Source organism: Pseudomonas graminis (assembly GCF_013201545.1).
Classification (GTDB): domain Bacteria; phylum Pseudomonadota; class Gammaproteobacteria; order Pseudomonadales; family Pseudomonadaceae; genus Aquipseudomonas.
Genome location: NZ_CP053746.1, coordinates 3,970,138 through 3,992,658, shown reverse-complemented (window position 1 = coordinate 3,992,658; position 22,521 = coordinate 3,970,138). Strand labels below are relative to the sequence as shown.

The 22,521-nt window shown below is 62.3% G+C and carries 22 protein-coding genes and 2 pseudogenes; 15 read left to right on the top strand and 9 right to left on the bottom strand.

The window, feature by feature from the left end; all coding sequences use genetic code 11:
* Positions 1 to 78: 78 nt before the first annotated feature.
* Positions 79 to 1,269, bottom strand: a complete 1,191-nt coding sequence (locus FX982_RS17895) for a CaiB/BaiF CoA transferase family protein (protein WP_172611859.1) — start codon at positions 1,267 to 1,269, stop codon at positions 79 to 81.
* A gap of 115 nt (positions 1,270 to 1,384) precedes the next feature.
* Between FX982_RS17895 and FX982_RS17890 the strand changes: the two genes are divergently transcribed.
* Positions 1,385 to 1,804: a DUF305 domain-containing protein gene (locus tag FX982_RS17890; protein WP_172611858.1), complete on the top strand. Its 420-nt coding sequence runs from the start codon at positions 1,385 to 1,387 to the stop codon at positions 1,802 to 1,804.
* Between the two features lie 37 nt (positions 1,805 to 1,841).
* On the top strand, positions 1,842 to 3,299 hold the full coding sequence (locus tag FX982_RS17885) for a YncE family protein (protein WP_172611857.1): 1,458 nt from the start codon (positions 1,842 to 1,844) through the stop codon (positions 3,297 to 3,299).
* A gap of 126 nt (positions 3,300 to 3,425) precedes the next feature.
* Here the strand turns inward: FX982_RS17885 and FX982_RS17880 are convergent.
* Positions 3,426 to 3,572 (bottom strand): annotated as a pseudogene (locus tag FX982_RS17880) (TetR/AcrR family transcriptional regulator); the annotation flags it as partial.
* Here FX982_RS17880 and FX982_RS24670 point away from each other — a divergent pair.
* The 4 genes and pseudogenes from FX982_RS24670 to FX982_RS17865 all read left to right on the top strand — a co-directional run.
* Positions 3,571 to 3,666, top strand: a pseudogene (locus tag FX982_RS24670) (glutathione S-transferase); the annotation flags it as partial. The pseudogenes FX982_RS17880 and FX982_RS24670 sit on opposite strands and share 2 nt — an antisense overlap.
* A 165-nt stretch (positions 3,667 to 3,831) precedes the next feature.
* The gene (locus FX982_RS17875) at positions 3,832 to 5,463 is read left to right on the top strand and encodes a methyl-accepting chemotaxis protein (RefSeq protein WP_172611856.1); all 1,632 of its coding nucleotides are present in this window, start codon (positions 3,832 to 3,834) and stop codon (positions 5,461 to 5,463) included.
* A gap of 67 nt (positions 5,464 to 5,530) precedes the next feature.
* Complete coding sequence (locus FX982_RS17870) at positions 5,531 to 6,526, top strand: aldo/keto reductase (RefSeq protein WP_172611855.1); 996 nt, start codon at positions 5,531 to 5,533, stop codon at positions 6,524 to 6,526.
* On the top strand, positions 6,523 to 6,966 hold the full coding sequence (locus tag FX982_RS17865; protein WP_172611854.1) for a thiol-disulfide oxidoreductase DCC family protein: 444 nt from the start codon (positions 6,523 to 6,525) through the stop codon (positions 6,964 to 6,966). The genes FX982_RS17870 and FX982_RS17865 overlap by 4 nt, the downstream gene beginning before the upstream one ends.
* A 38-nt stretch (positions 6,967 to 7,004) precedes the next feature.
* On the opposite strand, the gene FX982_RS17860 is transcribed toward FX982_RS17865, so the two are convergent.
* The 3 genes from FX982_RS17860 to FX982_RS17850 form a co-directional block, all read right to left on the bottom strand.
* A complete protein-coding gene (locus tag FX982_RS17860; RefSeq protein WP_172611853.1) occupies positions 7,005 to 7,763 on the bottom strand; it encodes a methyltransferase domain-containing protein in 759 nt (252 codons plus the stop codon).
* 97 nt (positions 7,764 to 7,860) lie between these two features.
* Entirely contained in the window at positions 7,861 to 8,049 is a 189-nt protein-coding gene (locus FX982_RS17855) for a hypothetical protein (protein WP_254074816.1), read from the bottom strand.
* Positions 8,050 to 8,096: 47 nt separating this feature from the next.
* Positions 8,097 to 9,923 carry a DUF262 domain-containing protein gene (locus FX982_RS17850; protein ID WP_172611852.1) on the bottom strand — a complete coding sequence of 609 codons (1,827 nt, stop codon included), beginning with the start codon at positions 9,921 to 9,923 and terminating at the stop codon, positions 8,097 to 8,099.
* A gap of 256 nt (positions 9,924 to 10,179) precedes the next feature.
* On the opposite strand from FX982_RS17850, the gene FX982_RS17845 reads away from it, so the two are divergent.
* The 7 genes from FX982_RS17845 (at position 10,180) to FX982_RS17815 (ending at position 16,879) form a co-directional block, all read left to right on the top strand.
* Positions 10,180 to 11,550, top strand: coding sequence for an MFS transporter (locus tag FX982_RS17845; protein WP_172611851.1), 1,371 nt, complete (start codon positions 10,180 to 10,182; stop codon positions 11,548 to 11,550).
* Positions 11,531 to 12,460, top strand: a complete 930-nt coding sequence (locus FX982_RS17840; RefSeq protein WP_172611850.1) for a 2-hydroxyacid dehydrogenase — start codon at positions 11,531 to 11,533, stop codon at positions 12,458 to 12,460. Before FX982_RS17845 ends, FX982_RS17840 begins: the two co-directional genes overlap by 20 nt.
* A 118-nt stretch (positions 12,461 to 12,578) precedes the next feature.
* Positions 12,579 to 13,373 carry an NYN domain-containing protein gene (locus FX982_RS17835; protein ID WP_172611849.1) on the top strand — a complete coding sequence of 265 codons (795 nt, stop codon included), beginning with the start codon at positions 12,579 to 12,581 and terminating at the stop codon, positions 13,371 to 13,373.
* Between the two features lie 33 nt (positions 13,374 to 13,406).
* Positions 13,407 to 13,655 (top strand): hypothetical protein, encoded by a 249-nt coding sequence (locus tag FX982_RS17830; protein ID WP_172611848.1) that lies wholly within the window; start codon positions 13,407 to 13,409, stop codon positions 13,653 to 13,655.
* Positions 13,656 to 13,727: 72 nt separating this feature from the next.
* On the top strand, positions 13,728 to 14,603 hold the full coding sequence (locus FX982_RS17825; RefSeq protein WP_172611847.1) for an EthD domain-containing protein: 876 nt from the start codon (positions 13,728 to 13,730) through the stop codon (positions 14,601 to 14,603).
* Positions 14,604 to 14,793: 190 nt separating this feature from the next.
* Entirely contained in the window at positions 14,794 to 16,092 is a 1,299-nt protein-coding gene (locus tag FX982_RS17820; protein ID WP_172611846.1) for an MFS transporter, read from the top strand.
* A gap of 10 nt (positions 16,093 to 16,102) precedes the next feature.
* Positions 16,103 to 16,879 (top strand): substrate-binding domain-containing protein, encoded by a 777-nt coding sequence (locus FX982_RS17815; protein WP_172611845.1) that lies wholly within the window; start codon positions 16,103 to 16,105, stop codon positions 16,877 to 16,879.
* On the opposite strand, the gene FX982_RS17810 is transcribed toward FX982_RS17815, so the two are convergent.
* Together FX982_RS17810 and FX982_RS17805 are read right to left on the bottom strand one after the other, a co-directional pair.
* Positions 16,865 to 17,773, bottom strand: a complete 909-nt coding sequence (locus tag FX982_RS17810; RefSeq protein ID WP_122534688.1) for a LysR family transcriptional regulator — start codon at positions 17,771 to 17,773, stop codon at positions 16,865 to 16,867. The genes FX982_RS17815 and FX982_RS17810 overlap by 15 nt on opposite strands.
* 115 nt (positions 17,774 to 17,888) lie before the next feature.
* Entirely contained in the window at positions 17,889 to 18,515 is a 627-nt protein-coding gene (locus FX982_RS17805) for a pyridoxamine 5'-phosphate oxidase family protein (protein WP_172611844.1), read from the bottom strand.
* A gap of 163 nt (positions 18,516 to 18,678) precedes the next feature.
* Between FX982_RS17805 and FX982_RS17800 the strand changes: the two genes are divergently transcribed.
* The gene (locus FX982_RS17800; RefSeq protein ID WP_172611843.1) at positions 18,679 to 18,864 is read left to right on the top strand and encodes a DUF2986 domain-containing protein; all 186 of its coding nucleotides are present in this window, start codon (positions 18,679 to 18,681) and stop codon (positions 18,862 to 18,864) included.
* 188 nt (positions 18,865 to 19,052) lie between these two features.
* Here FX982_RS17800 and FX982_RS17795 read toward each other — a convergent pair whose 3' ends face one another.
* Entirely contained in the window at positions 19,053 to 19,949 is an 897-nt protein-coding gene (locus FX982_RS17795; protein WP_172611842.1) for a helix-turn-helix transcriptional regulator, read from the bottom strand.
* A 99-nt stretch (positions 19,950 to 20,048) separates the two neighbouring features.
* On the opposite strand from FX982_RS17795, the gene FX982_RS17790 reads away from it, so the two are divergent.
* Positions 20,049 to 20,939 carry an SDR family oxidoreductase gene (locus tag FX982_RS17790; RefSeq protein WP_172611841.1) on the top strand — a complete coding sequence of 297 codons (891 nt, stop codon included), beginning with the start codon at positions 20,049 to 20,051 and terminating at the stop codon, positions 20,937 to 20,939.
* 59 nt (positions 20,940 to 20,998) lie between these two features.
* Here the strand turns inward: FX982_RS17790 and FX982_RS17785 are convergent, their stop codons facing one another.
* A complete protein-coding gene (locus FX982_RS17785; protein ID WP_172611840.1) occupies positions 20,999 to 22,519 on the bottom strand; it encodes an ArnT family glycosyltransferase in 1,521 nt (506 codons plus the stop codon).
* Between the last annotated feature and the right edge of the window lie 2 nt (positions 22,520 to 22,521).

Below are 22,521 nucleotides of genomic sequence, written 5' to 3'. Positions count from 1 at the left end.
TGATGGTGAGTTCTGAAAGCCATTGCGGGTGGCGACTTCCTGCAGGTACAGGCGCTTCATTCGGGCTGCTCATGACGATTAGATGAGGCCGCGCGCGCGCCACTGCTCGCGGGTAGCGGCGTCGATGCCCACACCGCTGAGTACGGCGTCTGTGTGTTGGCCCAACGTCGGGGCGCGGGATCGAACTCGCCCCGGGGTGCTCAGCAATTTGGGCACTACACCGGGTAAGGTGACCGGCGTGCCGTCATCCAGTTGGCTGGGCAGCAGCATGTCCCGCGCCTGATAGTGGGGGTCGGCGGCGATGTCGGCGGCGTCGTAGATTTTCCCGGCCGGGATATTCGCGTCTTTGAGCGCAGCCAGTACTTCGTCCAGTCCTCGCTCGGCCGTCCAGGTGGAGATCGCCGCATCGATGCGCGCGACATGGCGCACGCGGCCGTCGTTGTGCTCAAGCTCCGGGTCATTGGCCAGGTCCGGGCGGTCGATCTTTTCCATCAGGCGCTTGTAAATGCTGTCCCCATTGCCGGCGATCAAAGCGTACTTTCCGTCCTGGCAACGGTAGGCATTACTCGGCGCGATCCCCGGCAGGCTGCTGCCAGCGGGTTCCCGCACCGCCCCGAACACCGAATGCTCGGGGATCAGGCTTTCCATCATGTTGAACACCGATTCGTACAGCGCGACGTCCACCTGCTGACCGGCGCCCTGATGCTGTTCACGGTGACGCAGCGCCAGCAGCACGCCGATCACCCCGTGCAGGGCCGACAGCGAATCGCCGATGGACACGCCCACGCGCACCGGCGTACGGCCGGACTCACCGGACAGATGCCGCAAACCGCCCATGGCTTCGCCGATCACGCCGAAGCCCGGCAGGTCGCGGTAAGGCCCGGACTGGCCGTAACCCGAGACCCGCAACATGATCAGCCCGGGGTTGATGGCGCTCAGGGTCTCCCAGCCCAGCCCCCATTTCTCCAGGGTGCCGGGGCGGAAGTTCTCGATGAGGATGTCGGCGTCCTTGACCAAGCGCTTGACCACGTCGTGGGCTTCGGCCTGACGCAGGTCGAGGGTCACGGACTGCTTGTTGCGCGACTGAGCGGCCCACCACACCGACGTGCCGTTGTGCAGCAGGCGCCATTTGCGCAGAGGGTCGCCGGAGCCTGGCGGCTCGATCTTGATCACCTCGGCACCGAAGTCCGCGAGGATCTTCGCGGCGAACGGCCCGGCGATCAGTTGGCCCATCTCGATGACCTTGATGCCATCCAGCGGCAGGCTCATGGGAATTCCTTATTGTTGGAGAGGATGTCGGGATCATCCTCTTAAACCGCACAGCAGGGAATATTGCGCACTGGGCGTCGTCCTCCCTTTGAACGCTTTTAACGAGGAGAGCCACATGCCAAGAATCCCACCCCGTCCGTTGATGTGCGGGCTGATCCTGCAGCTGGCCGGAATGGCCATGGCGCAGGCCCACGAAGGACACATTCAAGGCGATACCGCCGATCCAGTGACAGCCGAGGCGCCGTTCATCACGGACAACAATGTCGCGATGGACAAGATGATGGCCGGAATGGGCGGCAAGCCCAGCGGCGACGTCGACCGTGACTTCGTCACCATGATGACCGCGCATCACCAGGGCGCCATCGACATGGCGTTGAGCATGCTCAAGTACGGCCACAACGAGCAGCTCAAGCGCATCGCCCAAGAAATCATCGTCGACCAGCAGCAGGAAATCGCCGCCATGGCGATGGCCGTAGGCGACCCGCTGCCGCCCTCGGTGGCCTCGCCAACCCAGTCGCCCGATACACAGCCCTGAGCGCCACTCCTGACATCACGAAATGAAGGACCACCCCATGACTTTTTCCCGCTTGCCACTGTCACTGTTGACCAGCGCCCTGTTGACCGCCTCTATGTCGAGTTTCGCCGGACAGATTCCGGGTAAGGCGTCGGCCAAGGACATTCCGGTGTCCCACAGTGACCGGGTTTATGCTGCCGAACAGTTCTCCAATACGGTGTCGGTAACCGACCCGGTGGACAACAAGCTGCTCGGCGTAATCAGCCTCGGGGACCCGCAACCCGGTAACCTCAGCCCGCTGTACAAGGGTGAAGCGCTGGTGCACGGGCTAGGCTTCTCCCCGGATCACAAAACCCTGGCGGTGGTGTCCATCGGCACCAACTCGGTGTCCTTCATCGACACCGAAACCAACACCGTCAAGCACAAGACCTACGTCGGCCGCGCGCCCCATGAAGCGTTTTTCACGCCCAACGGCAAAGAGGTCTGGGTAACCGTGCGCGGAGAGGATTATGTGTCGGTGATCGACGCGAAAACATTCGAGGAAAAGACCCGCATCAAAACGCCGGCGGGCCCAGGCATGCAGATTTTCTCGCCGGACGGCAAATACGGTTACGTGTGTTCGTCGTTCAACCCGGAAACCGTCGTGGTCTCGGTGGCCGACCATAAAATCGTCGGTCACTTGCAGCAGGTCAGCCCGTTCTGCCCCAATATTGCCGCCTCGGCGGATGGCAAGCAGGTCTGGTTCACCCTCAAGGACGTGGGCAAGGCCCAGGTGTTCGACGCAGCACCTCCATTCAAGCTGATCAAGACGCTGGACATCGGCCCGATTGCCAACCACGTGAATCTGGTCAATAACGCCAACGGTTCGTTCGCGTACATCACCGTGGGTGGGCTGAATGAGGTGCAGGTCTACCGCACCGACACCTTCGAAAAAGTTGCGACGATCCCGGTCGGCAACCTCCCCCACGGCGTGTGGCCCTCGGGCGATGGCAGCCGCGTCTATGTCGGGCTGGAAAATGCCGATGGGTTCGCCGTGATCGATACGCTGAGCAACACAGTCATTGCCACGATTCCCATTGGTCAGGCACCCCAGGCAATCGCCTACGTGCCGAACGCGGTGGAGAAAGGTCCGGGCACCGACAACCTCAAGCCGCTGGGGGTGGCCGGCCAGGCCGTGCACCTGACACTGAACGCCGTGGGTAAAACCGCCGAACAGCCGCCGACCAGCGTCAGCCTGTTCAATCAGGGCCTGACGCAGGTGTTGCAAGCCGCCGTCACTGGCTTGGAACCGAAGCAACCCTACACCCTGGCGTTGGCCGACAAAGCCGATGGCAGCGGGACATTGCAGCCGTTGTCAGGGTTCATGACCAACCCGGCAGGCTCAGCCATCGTCAACGCCATCGGGCCGATTCGCCAGATCGTGCAAAGCGAAACACCCGAGCAGCGCCGCTATCTGGTGGTCGTCGCAGGCAAGCCGGATCAATTGGGCGGGCTGGTGCAGGTTCAGGCGCCGTAAACCGATCACAGGCCGGGGCTGCCTGTCCTGAGTATCGCCCATGACACGCGCCTCAGGCCGGCACGGTCAGCCCCGTCCATTGCTCGAACAGCGCCCATCGGTGTTCGGGCATCGGTCGCCAGAACGTTACCGGCGCGAGACCGTCGGGATCAGCCCGGCGTCGCGGTAGTCCTGAATCAGCGCATCAAACAGCTGGATGTCGGAACGCGTGCGGGCAATCAACTGCGCCCCGGCCACCGCGGTGTAGATCGCCAGCGCGCGGCGTTCGCACTGCACGGCGCTGCTGGCCTGGCACGCACGGATGAATGAACGTCCCAGCGTCCAGACCTGGCAGGCGATGGTCGCAGCGGGCCAGGCCCAAGGCTGAATCCCCGACGTTGGCACCCCGAATCCGGGGTGCCAACCGAGGCAAGTTGATCTCACCCAGACGTCGAGCAGTGCATTTCCGCCAAGAAAGAGGTTAATTCGTCATCAAGCTGAACCGATTCAGGTCGATATCCCGGTGATCTCTCTTCCTATGGACAGCCCTGACATGAACCTTAGACGCCTCAACATCGCCCCCCGCTCGCTAATTTGCTTTGGCTTTTTTGCCGTACTGATCGCCGCCGTCGGACTGTTCTCGCTGCTGCAAGCGTCGAAGCTCAAAGACGCAAGGGACGCCCTGCAGGACAACGTGCTCCCCACCCTCCTCGCCATCGCAGACATCAAAAACGACCTGCTGACCATCCGTCTCGGCAACACCAGCCTGCGAGCTGCGCAAAGTGCCGCGAGTAACGAGTCCGCCATGAAGCGCGTCAGCCAGGGCCGCGGTGATCTCGAGAATGATGTAAAGCGCCTCAAATCGCTGCTGATCAGCGAGCGTGGCTTGAATGCCTACGCGCAGATGGAGCGCGACATGCAGGCTTACCTCGCCGTTCACGCGCGCTTTCTCGACGCCGTGGCGCAGAAGCGCGATGACATTATCGTTTCATTGACCGAGCCGTCCGGCGAACAGACCCGCGCGGCCGATACGCTCGCGAAAGACATCGCCACCATCGCCGAGCTGGCCAACGAGAAAATGCACGCCTCGGATGTCGCGGCAGAGGAAAGTTACGATCAGGCCCGCAATGTCATCATCGCTGCCATCGTGGTGGCGCTGGCCGCCACCCTCGCCCTGGCCGCGCTGTTCACCCGCAGCCTGGTGGCGCCGATCGCCAAAGCGTTGGCCGTGGCCGAAAACATTGCCGCCAACGACCTGAGCAAGCCGATTCAAGTGGACGGCTCCGATGAGCCAGGCCGCCTGCTGCACGCGCTGTCGGTGATGCAGCAGAACCTGCGCCACACCCTCTCGGAGCTGGGCCATTCGTCCAATCAACTGGCCTCGACCTCCGAAGAAATGACCGCCGTGACCGAGGAATCCCTGCGCGGGGTTCAGCGTCAGAATGACGAAATCAATCAGGCCGCCACGGCCATCAATCAAATGAGCGCCGCGGTGGAGGAAGTCGCCAATAACGCCTCTCTGGCCTCGACGGCGGCGCGCGATTCCAGCGACTCGGCGGAACAGGGTCGTCTGCGGGTCAACGAAACCATCTCGGCGATCAACGAGTTGCACGACTCGGTCGGCGCCACTGCGAATGAAATCAACGGGCTGGCCGGCCAGGTGCAGAACATCAGCGGCGTGCTGGATGTGATTCGCGGCATCGCCGATCAGACCAACCTGCTCGCCCTCAACGCGGCCATTGAGGCCGCTCGCGCGGGCGAAGCCGGACGCGGTTTTGCGGTGGTGGCCGATGAAGTCCGCGCCCTGGCGCACCGCACCCAGCAGTCCACCGCCGAGATCGAAAAGATGATCGCCTCGATTCAGGGCGGCACCCACAAGGCGGTCACGGCCATGGGCCAGAGCAGCGAACGCGCGCGGGTCAGCCTGGACGTCGCCGGTGCCGCCGGTCGTGCCCTCGCCGACATCAAAACCGCCATCGTGCTGATCAACGAGCGCAACGTCAGCATCGCTACGGCCACGGAAGAACAGGCCCAGGTCGCGCGGGAAGTCGATCGCAACCTGACCAGCATTCGCGACCTGTCGCTGCAGACGTCTGCCGGTGCCAATCAGACCTCGGCGGCGAGCAATGAGCTGTCACAACTGGCGGTGGGCCTGAACGGTCTGGTGATGCAATTCAGAACTTAATCGGACGCGAGTGATCGCACCTCTGAGCCGTCTGTTTGCGGCATCAAACGATTTCGGAGGTGAAAGCATGAAGTTTGTGAAGCTGGGTTCCACGGGGCTGGACGTGTCGAGGCTGTGCCTGGGGTGCATGACGTTTGGCGACCCGGACGCCGGCACGCACCCGTGGACGCTGGATGAGGACGCCAGCCGTCCTATCATCAGGCACGCGGTCGAGCAAGGCATCAACTTCTTCGACACGGCCAACAGCTACTCGGCGGGCACCTCGGAAGTCATCGTTGGCAAGCTGCTGAAGGAATTCACCCGTCGCGAAGAAACCGTCATCGCGACCAAGGTGTTTTTTCCGGCCAACATGTGGGAAGGCTCGAAGCGACCCAACGAACAGGGGCTGTCGAGGAAAGCCATCATGGCCAACATCGACGCCAGCCTGACGCGGCTGGGCACCGACTACGTCGACCTGTACCAGATTCATCGCTGGGATTATCACACCCCCATCGAAGAAACCATGGAAGCGCTGAACGACGTGGTACGGGCCGGCAAGGCGCGCTACATCGGCGCGTCGTCGATGTTCGCCTGGCAGTTCGCCAAGGCTCAGCAGGTCGCGGCGGCCAACGGCTGGAGCCGCTTTGTGTCCATGCAGAACTACCTCAACCTGGTGTACCGCGAAGAACAGCGCGAGATGATTCCGCTGTGCCTGGATCAGGGCGTCGGCCTGATGCCATGGAGCCCGATGGCCCGTGGCAGACTCACCCGGCCCCATGGACAGCAGACCGAACGCACCAAGACCGACATTTCTGGCCAGTCGTTTTACGAGGGGACGGAAGCCGAGGATGGTCGCGTCATCGACGTGGTCGAGCAGATTGCCGGCGAGCGTGGCGTGCCTATGGCGCAGGTCGCGCTGGCGTGGGTGTTGGCCCAGCGTGGTGTGTCGGCGCCAATAGTCGGAGCTTCCAAGCCGCACCATCTGGACGATGCGATCGCGGCGCTGGAGCTGGTCCTCAGCGATGACGAAGTGAAACGCCTTGAGGCGCCCTACGTTCCTCACGCCGTGACGGGCTTCGCGTGAAGCCCCACGGTCATTCCGGGCTTGCCACCGGCCGGGCCGTCGTGTTGTTCGACGGCACCTGCAAGCTCTGCAATGGCTGGGCGACCTTCATCATCAGCCAGGACCGCGAGCACCGGCTAACGCTGGCCGCCGTGCAGTCGCCCGAGGGTCAGGCGCTGCTGAAATGGGCGGGATTGCCCCAGGATCAGTTCAACACCATCGTCTTGGTGGAAAACGACCGCTTCTATGTGCGCTCGGACGCGATGTTCAAGATTCTGGCTCACCTGCCCGCGCGATGGCACTGGCTGCTTCTGGCACGGATATTCCCGAGGGTGCTGCGTGACTGGCTGTACGACAAGATCGCGCTGAACCGCTACCAGCTGTTTGGCCGTTACGACACGTGTCGCTTGCCCGCTGCGGATCACCCCGATCGCTTCCTGGGCAAGAACGCCCTCAAGTAGCGAGCAGGTGACACCAGCGCCGGGGTGACGGGATGCGGTCAGTGACGCGGCTTGCGCGCCCACGCTCCGAACATCACGTCGCCGATGTAGATGCCTTCTGACTGCGTGCGCTCCTCATCAAGGCGCTGCTGCAGGGTATCGATGTCGACCTCGTCGGCGGTCGCCACGCTCAGGGTGATGATCCGGGGCAAACACGCACGGACGATGTAACCCAGGGCGTAGGCCTTGTCGGGGGTCTGCACGATGCATTCGGCGCGCACGTTCTCCACGGCCAGACCGGCCTTGCTCAGAATCCCATGAAGATGAAAGCCGATGTGCAGGTCGGCGCCTTCGCGGGCGATCATCTCGCGCAGCCAGCCCTGGGCCTGGCGGTGCAGGGCGAAGCCGTCAAGGCTGGCCGGGACCATCGTGGTGTCATGCTCCTGGAAGACCATGACGCCGCCGGGCCGAAGCAGCCGGCCCAACGCGGTCGCTGCCGCCACGGTGTCGGACTGATACATGAGCACGCGGCGGCCGACGACCGCATCGAAAGTCCCCAACGATGCCGGCACGTCCAGCAAACCGCTCTGAACAAACGTCGGCAACGCCAGTTGACCTTCAATGGCCCGGCTGCGCGCCGTGGCAAGCGCCGCGTCATCGTGATCAATCCCTACCACTTCCCCCGTTTCGCCTACCAGCCCGGTCAGCAGAAAGGCCACATCCCCCGATCCGCAGCCCACATCCAGCACGCGCATCCCTGTGCCAATGCCGGCATCCATCAACAGCTGAGTGGTGAAATCGGGTCTGGCAGTCGTCATGGGAAGCGCTCCGGAAAAGTGCGCGAAGTCTGCGCTACGGGCGGCATGGGGTGCAATGGATGTGGGTGACCCAGCGCTCCGGGTCACCCGCCAAGGACTATTCCTCGACCCAGTCAATCCAGCGCACGCCGACGACAATGCCCCAGTTGCCCTGCGCATTGGGTCTGCGCCAGTAGGCAGCAGGCTGTGAGCGCAGAAACGCCAGCGCGTCGTCGTAACCGGCGAACTTTCGCTCATCGCCCTTGGGGCCTACGGTGTAGCCGTTTCTGCTGCCCAGCGAAGGCACAAAAACAGATCCATCGCGGGCCTGTGGCACCATCAACGACGAGCGATCTACTTTTTTGGCTGATCGTCCTCGGTGGCTTCAGCGGCTTCGGGCACCGCAACGTCCTCGGCTTGTACCAGCCCTGCGCCCGTGAAGCCAAGAATGCCGGCGAAGCGTGCTTTCAGCAGCGCTTCCCGGGCGTTGAGAAAGTCCAGGAAACGGCTGGTCTGATACAGCCCGGCATCGGCCGGAATCGAATGGTCCTCGACGAAGGCGCTGCTGCGGCCTTCGAGCCAGACGTCAAACGGTTGGTCGGACTTCTCGATGTTATCCAGGTAGGGCAACAGCTGCAGGTTGCTGATCCGGTCCTTGCTCTGCAGGAACGCGTCCACCGTCCATTCCGAAACACCCTGGCTCAGCAGCCTGGCTTTGGTCAGGCTGGCCTGGGGGAAAATATGGTCGATGTGGTATTGCGCGCTTCCCCATCGTTTGTCCGGGTGCAGCAGTGACAACGCGAAGAACGTCGTCCAGTCCTGATAGGTGAGCGCCAGCAGGTCATCCAGGCTGCGCGGGTCGGTGAAGTCAATCTGGCTTTGCCGGCGCAGACCCAACAACAGCGCCCGTTCTGGAAACTCGGTGCTAACCACCAGACTCTCTTGAATAATCTTGCGGGACTGGCTGATGGTGCCATCGGATGAGCCGCCGAATGTACTGGCCAGCAGCGCCTTGACCAGCCAGCGGTGCATGGCCTGCATCGCTTCGACGTCACGGGCGTTGGTGGAATTGAAGCGAATCGAGGTCTTGAAGAAGTAGTACGCGATGGGCAGTAAGGCGTTGGCACTTGTCAGCGTCTCGCGGTCGATGCCGAAATCGTTGGCCAGACGCACGGTCATCTCCAGGGCGGTTTTTATGCCGTCCCAGTTGTGCCGGATCAGATCCAGATTTTTCTTGGTGAAATTCGAAACCTTGTACGCGTTGGGCAGATCGGAGAGCACCAGGCACGCTTTCATGACCCAATCTTTGTCGAAGCTGTTGTTCCGGGCGAGGCCGCTGTTCAGGTAATCGACGTAGTTGTAGATCTCTTCCCGCGCATTCAGATCGCCCCATGTGGTGGTGATCGTCGACAGCAGAAGGTCGGACTTACTGAGCTTGGTCCCGCCCTCGTTGGCCCGCACAAAAATATCCAGCACCCGCTCGAGGGAGCGACTGGTTTCGGTGAAATAAGCGATCGACTCGTCGACCCACACCGAGTGATACAGCTTCTTGAGGTTGCGCTCGACAATCCGGCAGTCCGTGCGGGAAGTGTCTCTGGACTCCAGCGAATCGAGGAGTTTCTCGACATAGGCGTCGAACAGCTCCTTGTCGTCGAACTGCATGATGCTGTTGACGGGGAACCAGTGTGTCCCCTCCTGCTCCGCCGGCGCGGCGGCAAAAAAGGCCAATCCATAAGAAATGTCCGACTCGGATTCCTCGTCGCTGGCGTCTTTCAGCAGATCGAGGAACAGACTCTGGCGCACCCATGAATCAGGGTTCTGCCAGCGCTTGCCTTTGAGCTTGACCTTGTAAGTGCCGCGCAAGCCGATCAACAGCGATGTCAATCGCTGCTGACCGTCCAGAACCAGCGTCAGGTGCTGGTCGGTGACGATGGCAGTTTCGTTGTGAAAATCGCCGTATTTGAAATCTTCGACGAATTTGTAAATGTCCAGGGTCTTGGCTTGGGCGGGTTCGATGTCCCAGAAAAGGAATGAGCTGATCGGGTAACCCTTGAGCAAGCTGTCGAACAGCCGAACGATCTGATCCGGCGTCCACACGTACGGGCGCTGAATGGCAGGCAAATAGTAGTCACGGTTCAGGCGTCGGATGACACCTGCGATAGAGCTGGATTTATACGCCACTCGAAGTTCATCCCTGGGATAACACGACAGGCCAGCGTCGGTAATCTGCAACGGCCGAGCGCGACGGTATATCAGCAGACTCCGGCCCGCAATGTGCTGCGGTGAGCTAGTTCCCACCGCCAAAGGGACCCGCGCGACTGAAGGATGTCCCTATATATGGGATGACCAATCACATATTGAGGTATCGGGACATGTCGTCTATGGTGGACGTCAGTGCTCCCTATCAGCTCCCTTTATAAAAACAACAGGAAGTCCCATGCCCACGCCATCTCTGGATTCGGGCCTGCACGCCAGCACCATGAAGCGCCTCAACCTCAAGTTGATCCCCTTCCTGATGCTGCTGTACATGGTCGCGTACATCGACAAGTCGAACATTTCCGTTGCCGCATTGCAGATGAATGCCGAGCTGGGCCTGACCGCCCGCATGTATGGCATCGGCGTGGGACTGTTCTTTCTGACCTACATCCTTCTTGAAGTCCCCAGCAGCGTCATCCTCACGCGGGTCGGCGCGCGGCGCTGGATTGCGCGGATCATGATCACCTGGGGCATCGTTGCCGCGGGCATGGCGTTCGTGCAGAGCGCGAATCAGCTGTACGGCATGCGCCTGCTGCTGGGCGCCGCCGAGGCAGGTTTTACCCCGGGAATCATTTATTACCTGTCGCAGTGGTACCCGAAGACCGATCGGGCCAAAGCCATGTCGTTCTTCTACATCGGCGCCGCACTGGCGTCGGTGATTGGCTTGCCGCTGTCAGGGGCGTTTCTGCACCTGGACGGGTATTTCGGCGTCAGCGGCTGGCGCTGGCTGTTTCTGCTGGAAGGCCTGCCGGCGGTGATCCTTGGGGTCGTGGTGTTGCGCTACCTGCCGGATTCGCCGCAAAGCACACACTGGCTGCACGCCGATCAGAAAGACTGGCTAAGCCGCACCATCGCGGCTGAACAGGCGAACTCGCCGATTTCCCACCATGCCGCCTGGCAGACTGCGTTTCGCAGCCGTCAGGTCTGGCTGTTGAGCCTGTTCTGGCTGCTGCAAGCGTTCGGCACCATCGGCATCACGCTGTTTTTGCCGCTGATCGTCAAATCGGTGTCCGGCCAGGAATCGTTCACTGTCAGCGTGCTGTCGGCGCTGCCGTTCTTGTTTGCCTGCGTGTTCATGTATTTCAACGGCACCCATTCCGACCGCAAGGGCGAGCGTGGCTGGCACCTGGCGCTGCCGCTGATGGCGGCCGGAGTGCTGCTGGCGCTGGCGGTGTGGACCAGCAATCCGTGGCTGGCCTACGGATTGCTGGTGGTGGCGGTCGGCCTGAACTGGGCGGCCACGCCGGTGTTCTGGGCGACGACGACCGAATACCTTTCGGGCGCTGCGGCCGCGGCGTCCATCGCGCTGATCAACTCCATCGCCAACATCGCCGGCCTTGGCCTGCCGCCCGTCATGGGCTGGATCAAGGACGCCACCCAGAGCTACGACTACGCGCTGTTGCTGGTATCGGCAGCCCTGCTGGCCGGCGGTGTGCTGGGACTGTTCCTGGCTCGCGCGCCCCGTGCAGCGCCTGTCGCTGCCACCGCAACTGCTGCCGCTGCTCCTGCCACTCATATCACCCGAGGTCTAGATGAAGCCAAGGCTCCTTAAAATCGCCCGCTTGCCGGCCATGCTCAATGACGCGCTGAACGCGACCTATGAGGTGGTGGAAGCCGATCAGAACGGCACTGGCGTTGGCCAATCCACCGCCGACATCTGCGCCATGGTCGCCAATGGCGAATCCACGGTCAGTCGGCAGTTGATCGAAAGCCTGCCTGCGCTGGAAGTCATTGCCGTGTTCGGCGTGGGCTACGACGGCGTCGACATGGCGGCGGCCCGTGATCGGGGCATTCGTGTCACCCACACCCCCGATGTGCTCACCGAAGACGTGGCAGATTTTGCCATGGCCTTGATGCTGGGCATCGCCCGCAACCTGCGGGTCGCCGACCGTTTTACCCGCTCGGGCGCCTGGGCAAGCGGTCCCATCGCTTTCAGCCGCAAGGTCAGCCGGGCGCGCCTGGGCATCATTGGTCTGGGCCGTATTGGCGCCGCCATCGCCCGCCGGGCTCAGGGCTTCGACATGTCGATCGCCTACACCGGGCGACGGCCGCAGGACGTCGAGTTCACCTATTACGCGTCGGCGGTAGAACTGGCCGCAGCGGTGGATTTCCTCGTGGTCGCGGTCGGCGGCGGCGCCAGCACCCACCATCTGGTGGACGCGAAGGTGCTGGAGGCGCTGGGCCCCAAGGGCTATCTGATCAATGTCGGCCGTGGCAGCGTGGTTGATGAAAATGCCCTCGCCCAAGCCCTTGCCGAGGGTCGTCTGGCGGGCGCGGCGCTGGACGTCTACGAAAACGAGCCGCACCCCGCCGCTGCGCTGCTTGATCTGGACAACGTCTTGCTCACCCCGCACATGGCCAGCGCCACGTGGGACACCCGGCAGGCGATGTCCGATCTGGTCATGGCCAACCTCCACGCCTGGCACAGCGGCGCAGACTTGCCCACCCCTGTTCCGGAATAGCCCGACGTGGCCTGCGGCTCGCGGCATTGATTACGGTGCCGCAGGAGCCCTGATTCGTTGCCTGTCTGAAAGCAGGGTTTGGCGGTATGGTGTGGCGTCCCCTACTCAAGGAAGATCCATGGCCGCTCATACCGCCAGCCACGCTCAAAAGCACCTCGCCGTTCTCATTGATGCAGACAACGCACCTGCCGCCATCGTCGAAGGCTTGTTCGAAGAAATCGCCAAATACGGCGTCGCCAGCGTCAAGCGCATCTATGGCGACTGGACCGGGCCGCAGCTTGGCGGCTGGAAGAAAGTCCTGCTCGATCACTCGATCCAGCCCATCCAGCAGTTCGCTTACACCAAGGGCAAGAACGCCACCGACAGCTCGCTGATCATCGACGCCATGGACCTGCTGTACACGCGGCGCTTCGACGGCTTTTGTCTGGTCTCCAGCGACAGCGATTTCACTCGCCTGGCCTCGCGATTGCGCGAAGAGGGCCTGACCGTGATCGGCTTTGGAGAAGAGAAAACACCCCGGCCGTTCGTGGCGGCCTGCGACAAATTCATCTACATCGAATTGCTGCGCGAAGAGGTGATCGCCGCCGCCAGCGCAGAGCAAACGCTCGACGCTCCCGCGCAGTCAGAAATGGCCAAACCCGCAGCGACCGAGACGGCAAAACGGCCCAAGGCGCCTATCAGCTTCATCGCAAAAATCCTCGACGACATCGCCGACGAAGACGGCTGGGTCCAGCTCGGTGCCCTCGGCACCAACATCACCAAGCTGCGACCGGAATTCGACCCGCGCACCCATGGCTACAAAAAGCTCAGCGACCTGATCAAGGGCTACCCGCAAGCGTTCGAGCTGCAGGGCAGACCGGCGTCCAGTGGCACAGCGGTGATGTACGTCAGGCACAAACAAAACGGTAAATAACCCGATCCGCTTTTTTCATGTATGGAGCCTTGCATGCCCATCTACTCAGTCGACTATCGCTTCAAAGACCAACCCCGCCACCACCGCTTCGAGCTGAATCAGCCTGAGCTGTCGGTGAGCGAAGCCGCGATGCACCTGCTTGAGCTGCATTTCGGCGACAGCGAAAACAGCCTGATCATGCCCAATGCCGATGCCCTGCCGGATGAAATCACCGAACAGGCCGGCCAACTCGGGCTGACGGACATTCACGTCACGCAAACGGCGAACGACGACGCCGTGTAGAAACGTTGAACCCTGCAGCGGCACCTGCATCCGATCACTACGACTGAACATTTCCCGACTGACAGGTGCCAAATGATCGAGATCAACAGCTACACGACCGTCAAACGCCGGGAGCGCGTGCCCCATGACGTATTCGCCCACTACTGGCGCGACGTCCACGGCCCGCTGTGCTCGCGACTGCCCGGCCTGGGCTTGTACATCCAGCACCACTTCTCCCGGCAGCAGGATGCGCACCTCTGGCCCCTCGCCGATGGCATCAGCGAGATTCAGGATTACGAACTGGACGGTGGGGTGGAGATCGGTTTTGAATCCGCTGCGGACCAGAAGCAGTTTCAGGAGGCCAGCCCGATCCTGTTTTCGGACGAGCAGAACATGTTCGACGAAACCCTGGCCTACGCCCTGCCTCAAGGCTCGTTGACCCTGACCAATTCGCTGGCGGATGAGCGCTTCAACGGCACCGACACCTTCGACCGCATTCACGTGCACTTCAGCCCCCGCGAAACACTGCCGCAGCTGCATGCCTACCTGAAGTCAAACCTGGGCCCGCTGCTGGCAAGCGCTGAAGGGGTGGTTAAAGTCTGTCTGCACCTGTGCGAGCCATTCGAGAACGACGGCCAGCACCCACCTGCGCCGAACGTTGCGCACTTCGCCAACCCGGCGCGCGCGGAATTGGCCGTGCTGGAAATCGCGTTCACCTCGCCCCTCGCGCGTCGTCGTTTTTTCCAGAGTGACGTGTTCCAGAACACCTTGCCTGAGCAGTCAAAGCACATTGCCCAGCTCAAGACGTTCGCCGTTTCCGGGCTTTACACCTACGTGCGCGACAAGTCCCTGACCACCGCAGGATTGCGCGGCAGTCGGGCAGCCGAGCTGATTGAATACCTGGGCGCGGTGAACCAGGTTGGGCCGGATGTCGAGGCGCTGATGCTGAAAGGCACCCAGGCCAGCTAGTGGTTCTGTCGGTGGCCGTGGCTCACGGCTGCCGACAATTGAATGACCTGGGAGCACCCCCTGCCGCCTCAGATTGATCTAATCCATGCATCAAAGGATGAAAAAATAACGATTATCGTCGTCTAAAAATTGCCACAGAATCTCCAGTTACAAGCGCTTACAAACTCAAAAAAAAACGCTGGAGAACATCATGCATCAACCGCCAAGCCAGACCTCCTCCGGGAAGTCCAGGGCAGGAATGGTCTTCCGGGTCACCTCCGGAAACTTTCTTGAACAGTTCGACTTCTTCCTCTTTGGCTTCTACGCCACCCAGATCGCCTCCGCCTTCTTTCCCGCCGGCAACGAGTTCGCCTCGTTGATGATGACCTTCGCTGTCTTCGGCGCAGGTTTTCTGATGCGGCCATTGGGCGCTGTGCTGCTGGGCGCGTACATCGATGATGTCGGGCGCCGCCGTGGCCTGATCGTGACGCTGGCGATCATGGCCAGTGGCACCTTGCTGATTGTTCTGGTGCCGAGTTACGCCACGATCGGGCTGTGGGCACCGGCGCTGGTCTTGCTCGGGAGGCTGCTGCAGGGATTCTCCGCAGGCGCAGAGATGGGCGGCGTGTCCGTCTATCTCGCCGAAATGGCAACGCCGGGGCGGAAAGGTTTCTACGCCAGTTGGCAATCAGCCAGTCAGCAGGTGGCCATCGTTGTCGCCGCCGCCCTGGGTTACGGCCTCAATCAATGGCTGGCCCCGGCCGAGCTGTCGGCGTGGGGCTGGCGCATTCCATTTGCCGTCGGCTGCCTGATCATCCCGTTCATCTTCCTGCTGCGCCGCAGCCTCGAAGAAACCGCTGAGTTCAGCACGCGCAAACATCGCCCGACGATGAAGGAAGTGTTCGCAACACTGCTCGGCAATGCCAGTGTGGTCATCCTCGGCATGCTGATGGTGGCGATGACCACCACCGCCTTTTACATGATCACCGTCTACGCCCCGACCTTCGGCCGCTCGGTTCTGCAGCTGAGCACCAGCGATGCGCTGATCGTTACCCTGCTGGTGGGGGTGTCGAACTTTTTCTGGCTGCCCATCGGCGGCGCATTGAGCGACCGACTGGGGCGCAAACCGCTGCTGCTGGCGATGTCATTGCTGACGCTGCTCACGGCGTATCCGGCGCTGTCATTCCTGGCCCAGGCGCCGACCTTTGCCCACATGCTCGAAGTGCTGCTGTGGTTTTCATTTCTCTACGGCATTTACAACGGCGCAATGATTCCCGCCCTCACCGAAATGATGCCCGTCGAGGTACGCGTCGCCGGTTTCTCCCTCGCCTACAGCCTGGCGACGGCGATCTTCGGCGGCTTCACGCCGGCTGTTTCCACCTGGCTCATTCACCTGACCGGCGACAAGGCAGCGCCGGCCTACTGGATGATCTTCGCCGCCCTGTGCGCCTTTACCGCGACGCTGGTGCTGTACCGCCGTCTCGCCACTCAGTCACTTGCCACTGCTTGAAGGACCTATCATGAATCCCTTACTAAAACCGCTCTGCGTGATCGCGCTGGCCAGCTGCGCCTACGGCAATCTTGCCTACGCCGAAGAGCTGACCGTCATGACCTCCGGCGGCTTCACTGCCGCCTATCAACACCTGGGACCGCAATACGCCGAGCACAGCGGCAACACACTGAAAACGGTGCTCGGCCCGTCGATGGGCAAAGCGGCGGAGGCCATCCCCAACCGGTTGAGTCGCGGCGAGCACGCCGACGTGGTGATCATGGTGGGCTACGCCCTGGATGACTTGATCAAGCAAGGCAAGGTCGACGCCGCCTCGCGTGTCGAACTCGCGGATTCGCGCATCGGCATGGTGGTGAAGGCCGGCGCAGACAAACCTGCCATCACCACGGATGCGGAGCTGAAAGACACCTTGCTGGCGGCCAGTTCAGTGGCCTATTCAGACAGCGCAAGCGGCGTCTACATCGAGAAAGAGTTGTTCAAGAAACTCGGCGTTCAGCCGCAGATGGCGCCCAAAAGCAAGATGATCGAACGCATTCCGGTGGCCTCCGTTGTGGCCAAGGGTGACTACCAGCTCGGCTTCCAGCAGGTCGCCGAGCTGTTGCCGATCCCGGGGGTCACTTTCGTCGGCAAGATCCCGGAAGACGTGCAGTCGGTGACCCGCTATGCCGCCGGCATTCCGAAAAATGCCGATCACCCCGTCGAAGCGAAGGCACTGCTGAAGTACCTGTCGTCCCCCGACGCCCAGGCCAGCATTCGCGAAACCGGCCTGGACTCAGTCCCGCGTTAACGTCCCGGGCAGCGCGCGAATTCGCTGCTCCAGCGCCAGTGCCGCGGGCGTCAATGTGCGTCCGCGGCGTTTCAGCACCCCCATCTGCCTGACCACCTCCGGCTCCACCAGCCGCACTTTCGCCAGAATCGGGTGGGCGGAGATCGGCATGGCAATGGAGGGAACCACCGCAATGCCCAGCCCCGCCTCGACCAGCCCTAGCACCGTGGTCACGTGGCGTGCTTCGCAGACGCTGTGCTTGCCCGGCTGCAGCCCGGAAAGCGCGCGATCCAGCACCAGGCGATTGCCCGAAGATTTGTCCAGCGTGATGCAGTCGTGTTCGCACGCCTGAGCCCAAGTGACGGCGTCGAGGGTCGCCAGCGGATGGTCGCGGCGGCAGGCAACGACGTAGTGCTCTTCAAGCAGCGGACTGAACTCGATTTCCGGCGCGAGGTTGCCGGTGAAGCTCACCCCGAAATCCGCTTCGCCAGCAGCCACCGCCGCACTCACTTCATTGGCCGACACGTCGATGAGTCTGATCTTCATCAGCGGGTATTGCCCGTGAAAGCTGCGTATCGCATGGGGCAAGAAGTAGTAGGCCGCTGAAGGCACGCAGGCCACGGTCAACGTGCCCCGGCGGTTCGCGCCGCCGTCGCCGATGCTGAGCAGGGCCAGATCCAGGTCATCCAGCAGACGTTCGACCTGGGGCAGAAACGCCCGCCCGACGTTGGTCAACGAGACCTTTCGCGTGGTCCGCTCAAACAGTTTGACCCCCAGGGCGGACTCGAGCTTTTCGATGCGGCGGCTCAGCGCCGACTGGGTGATGCGGATGGACTCGGCGGCCCGGCGAAATCCCTGGTTTTCAACCACTGCGCGAAAAGCCTGGAGGTCATTGAGGTCGAAATTAATGTTCACGGCAAGGCGTCGCTTTGATCGAAGACGGGCATCAATGGTAAGGCGCAACCCATTCGCGAGCCATCCCCCGGGCGACTCTAATGGCGCGCCGCTGGTGTGAATCGGATCGGATTGATTAGTACAGCGTGTCGGCGATCCGGCCTGGCAGCGCCTTGTCATACGCCTCGCCGTCGATGGCCGCTTGGGACACCTCTTTGAGGATCTGCCCCGCCGTCGGCAGTGCGCTGCGCGGTACCTGCTTTGATGCATCCCACAGCCCTGCCCTGATCACCGCCCGGCTGCACTGGAAATACACGCTGGTGACGTTGATGCGCAGTACCGATTTCGGCGCTTTCCCCTCGACCGCAAAACGCGCCAGCAGATCGGGCGCGATGGATATCTGTGCCGTGCCGTTGACGCGCAGGGTTTCGCCGACGCCCGGGACCAGAAACAGCAGCGCGACCCGCGGGTCTTCAACGATATTGCGCAGGGTGTCGATGCGGTTATTGCCGCGTCGATCCGGCAGATACAGCGTTTTGCTGTCTTCGATGTGCACAAAGCCCGGCTGATCGCCCCGGGGCGAAGCATCCAGTCCCCCAGGCCCTGACGAGGCGAGAATCAGAAAGGACGCCGCTTCGATGAACGGCCGGTAAACCGGGTGAATGTGGTCGACTTCTTTGACCAGCGACGGCGGCGCGATCGGGCCATAAATTGCTTCCAGCGCCTGCACGGTTGTCACGTTCGAGCTGTCTTCAAGATCCATCGTGGTTCTCTGCGGTTTCTTCTTGAATGAAAAGGGTCGGAATGCAATGACGCTTCATGCCCGTTCGGGGCAATAGTGCCTGATGCATGTGGCAGATTGAGCGGCGATCTGATTCACTGCCTGCCTTTTCACCGTCCAGCATCTGCACACCGGGTAAACAGGCATGAACCGTCGCAAGAAACTCAACCAGATACTCAGAGCCAACGCAAAAAAGGCGAGTGCCAAACTGGCGCCGAAGAACAAAGACACCTACGTCAGCAAGGCCGACCGGTTGAAGCTGGCTGAGGCCAATGCTGAAGCCACGACCGAATCCACCCCTGAAGCGGTCCACCCTTCCGAGACGGTTTGAACACCCTCCATTTGCGATGCGCCGCCTACCCCCGGTAGGACCGGCTTCAGCCGGGAAGAGGCCAGTGCGTACGCCATCAATCTTGCAGTGTGATTGCCGACGCCTTCCCGGCTAAAGCCGGTCCCACAGCGACGCGCGCTGTGTCAGTGGGACCGGCTTCGCCCGGGAAGAGGCCAGTCCATACGCCATCAATCTTGCAGTGTGACTTCCGACGCCTTCCCGGCTGTTACCGGTCCCACAGACAGCGCCGGCTTCAGCCGGGAAGCGTCTTCGATCACCGCCCGCACACGATCTGCATCGGCGGTAGTGACCGGGTTATAGACGATCATCGACAAGTCCAGGCGTCCGTCCACCGCGAAGTTCGAGTATTCCAATTCGATGATGCCGTGGGGATCGTGGCGCAGACGCTTGGTGCCTTCGCCCTGAAGCCGCACGTCGTTGTCCCGCCATAACGCAGCGAACTCCGCGCTCAGGGTGCACAGTTCTTCGGCCAACCGGGTGACCTCGGAAGCGGCACCGGCACGGGTCGCGTCCGCCCGAAACGCCGCGACGATGAAACGCGCGACCGCGTTCCAGTCAGCCTGCCGGGCCTGGGCGCGCGGGTTGCAGAACATCAGGCGCAAGATGTTGCGTTGCCCCACCGGCAGCAGGCTGTAATCGGTGAAGACCGCCGCCGCTGCGGCGTTCCAGGCCAGCACGTCCCACGTCGCCGTCTTGATAAACGCCGGGCTGAACGCGAGGGTGTCGAGGACACGTTGCAGACGGGGCGTCACCCAGTCGGGCGCGCTGTAGACCACTTCCGGCGGATGCCCGAAAGCGAGCATGAACAGGTGCTCGCGTTCGGGTTCGGTCATCAACAGACTTTCCGCAATCCGGTGCAATACCTGCGCCGAGGGTGCACCGCCGCGCCCCTGCTCCAGCCACGTGTACCAGGTCGCGCTGATATTGGCGCGCTGCGCGACTTCTTCCCGGCGCAAACCCGGTGTCCGTCGGCGAGCGCTGGAAAAGCCCAAACTCGCCGGGTCCAGACGCGCCCGGCAATCCTTCAAGTACGCGCCCAGCAGATGAGCAGACGGGTTGGCCATGGTGATCCTGTTGGTTTTTATACCCTGATAACGTCACGTCTTTTAAGCGGATAAACGTTACGCGCATCCTGCCGGCTTCAGCAAAAGGAGTTTTCAGCAATGCGCGTATTTCTTACCGGCTCCACCGGTTTTATCGGTTCCCGCGTCGCCCGGCAGTTACTTGCCGCGGGTCATCAAGTGCTGAGCATGACCCGTTCCCAGGCGGGCGCCGACGCATTACGGGCCATCGGCGCCGAGCCTCATCACGGCACCCTTGAAGACCTCGCCAGCCTCAGACGCGGCGCCGAACAGTGTGATGCGGTCATTCACACCGCGTTCGATCACGACTTCGCCCACTTCGTCGACAACTGCCAGAAAGACGCCCGGGCCATCGCCGCACTGGGCGAGGCGCTGGCCGGTTCGCAGCGCCCGCTGTTGATCACTTCCGCCACGCCGATGGGCTCGCCGGCACCGGGTGAGCCTGCCGATGAAGATCACTTCAACCCCGAGCACCCCAATCCCAGGGCAGCCTCGGAACTGGCTGGAGAGGCGCTGTTGCAACGCGGCGTCAACGTGGTGGTGGTGCGCCTTTCGCAAATCCACGATACGGTCAAACAGGGCCTGGTCACTGAACTCATCAGACACGCGCGGCAGACAGGCGTCTCGGCTTACGTCGATGAAGGCCTGAATCACTGGTCCGCAGCGCACATTTCAGACACTGCTCAGCTGTACCGGCTCGCGCTGGAAAAACACCAACCCGGCGCTCGCTATCACGCAACCGCCGAAAGCCACATCCCGTTTCGCCTCATCGCCCAAGCCCTGGGCGAAGGCCTTGGCCTGCCCGTTGTTTCAGTGCCAGCCGACGAGGCGATGGCGCAGTTCGGTTGGCTGTCGAGCTTTGTCGGGCGAGACATGGCGAGCCATAGCAGCAAAACCCGCGAACGGTTGGGCTGGGTGCCGACCGGGCCGGGTTTGATTAAGGATCTCAAAGGGTGTTTTGAACGAAGGTGAATGATCCGTAGAGACGCCGAGCTGCCGCTTCTAACGAAAGGCCCGTGCGCGAAACGGGCCTAGAGCGCGTCGGAACCCCATGAGAAGCGATAAACGCGCACAGGCGCCGGCGGCTGGCAGCGACCATTGTCCGCGTCGGCGCCGACGATCAACCACTCGGCCCTCGAGGTTGATCCCAGCTGGCGAGCCTTGTCGGCCATGAAACAGCGCTCCAGTTCAGCGGCGGGCACCAGGGCAAAGGCGGATGGATGCGTGCGCAGCCAGAGCGCCGCGTGTTCGGCGGCCGATTGATCGGCGAACCCGAAATGCACAACCGGCTGGCGCGCGAACAGCCAATGCCCTTCCCGCCAGCCGACCAGCACCAGTTCGGCGCCGTCAGTCAGCCGAGCCGCTTCCCCCATCAGCAGCTTGTGGGGATTGGGGCCGTCGGTGAACGGCTCGACGAAGCCACGGCCGAACCACAGGCAAAACCACGCCACCACCGCCACGCCAAACACGGCGCGGGCCTTCGGACGATGGCCGAACCAGCGTCGAAGCAACCAGGGAATCAAAGGCGCCGCCGCCAGCACTAGGCCGGGCAGCGCAGGGAAGATATAGATCTTGCGCTTGCCGGTGCTCAGGCAGAAAAACAGCACCACCAGAACCACCCAGCCGAGCAACAGCAATATCCGCGCATCGTGCTTTCGCAGTTGGCGACGCCAGGCGGGTACAAGCCACGGCAACGCCAGCACCAGCGGCAGCCAGTACTGGGGAATGACGGTCAGGAAATACCAGAACGGTTCGCGGTGATCCCAGGCCGATGCGTAGCGGCCACCGGTCTGGTGAAACAGGATTTCCTTCAGGTACGCCACTTCGTCAGGGCCACCCTTGAGCCAGACGGTGGCGAGCAGCGGGACAACCCAGACCGCACATCCCGCCAGCACCACCAGAAAACCGGCCGCCCAGCGTCTCCCCTGCCCCGGCATGACGGCCACCCCCGGCCATCCCTTTCGCACGGCGTAGGCGTAGGGCACGAGCATCAGCGCCGGCAGAAAACCCACCCCCTTGCTGATGATGCCCAGGCCCATGGCCAGACACGCGACGTAGAACCAGCCCCACGCCGGGCCCAGCAGCAGGTGCCGGACCATGCCGTAGAAACCAAGCGCGACCCACAGACAGAGGAAGCTGTCGATCTGGCCGGTACGCAGGATGCTGTAGGTCTGGTAAGTCGCCAGAAACAGCAGCGCGGCAATGCGGCCCACCCGGCGACACCACAGGCGCCGGCCCAGGTCGTACAACACCGCGGTGGCGGTCGCCGCAGAGAGCAGGCCCGGGATGAAGAGTGCCAACGACGGCGAACCGGTCAGCCAGGTGAAAAACGCAACCGTCCACATGAACAAGGGCGGCTTGTCGCCGTAGATTTCACCGGCTCGATGGGGGATCAGCCAACTGCCGCTGTGCAGCATCTCCAGTGCGACGCCCAGGAAACGTTCTTCGTCGACATTGAGCGGCTGCCGGATGCCAAAGCCGGCGCCGACCAGAATCAGCGCAAGCGCAACCAGCGCAAGGCACTGCAACGCGGGAGATTGGAAACGTCCCACGG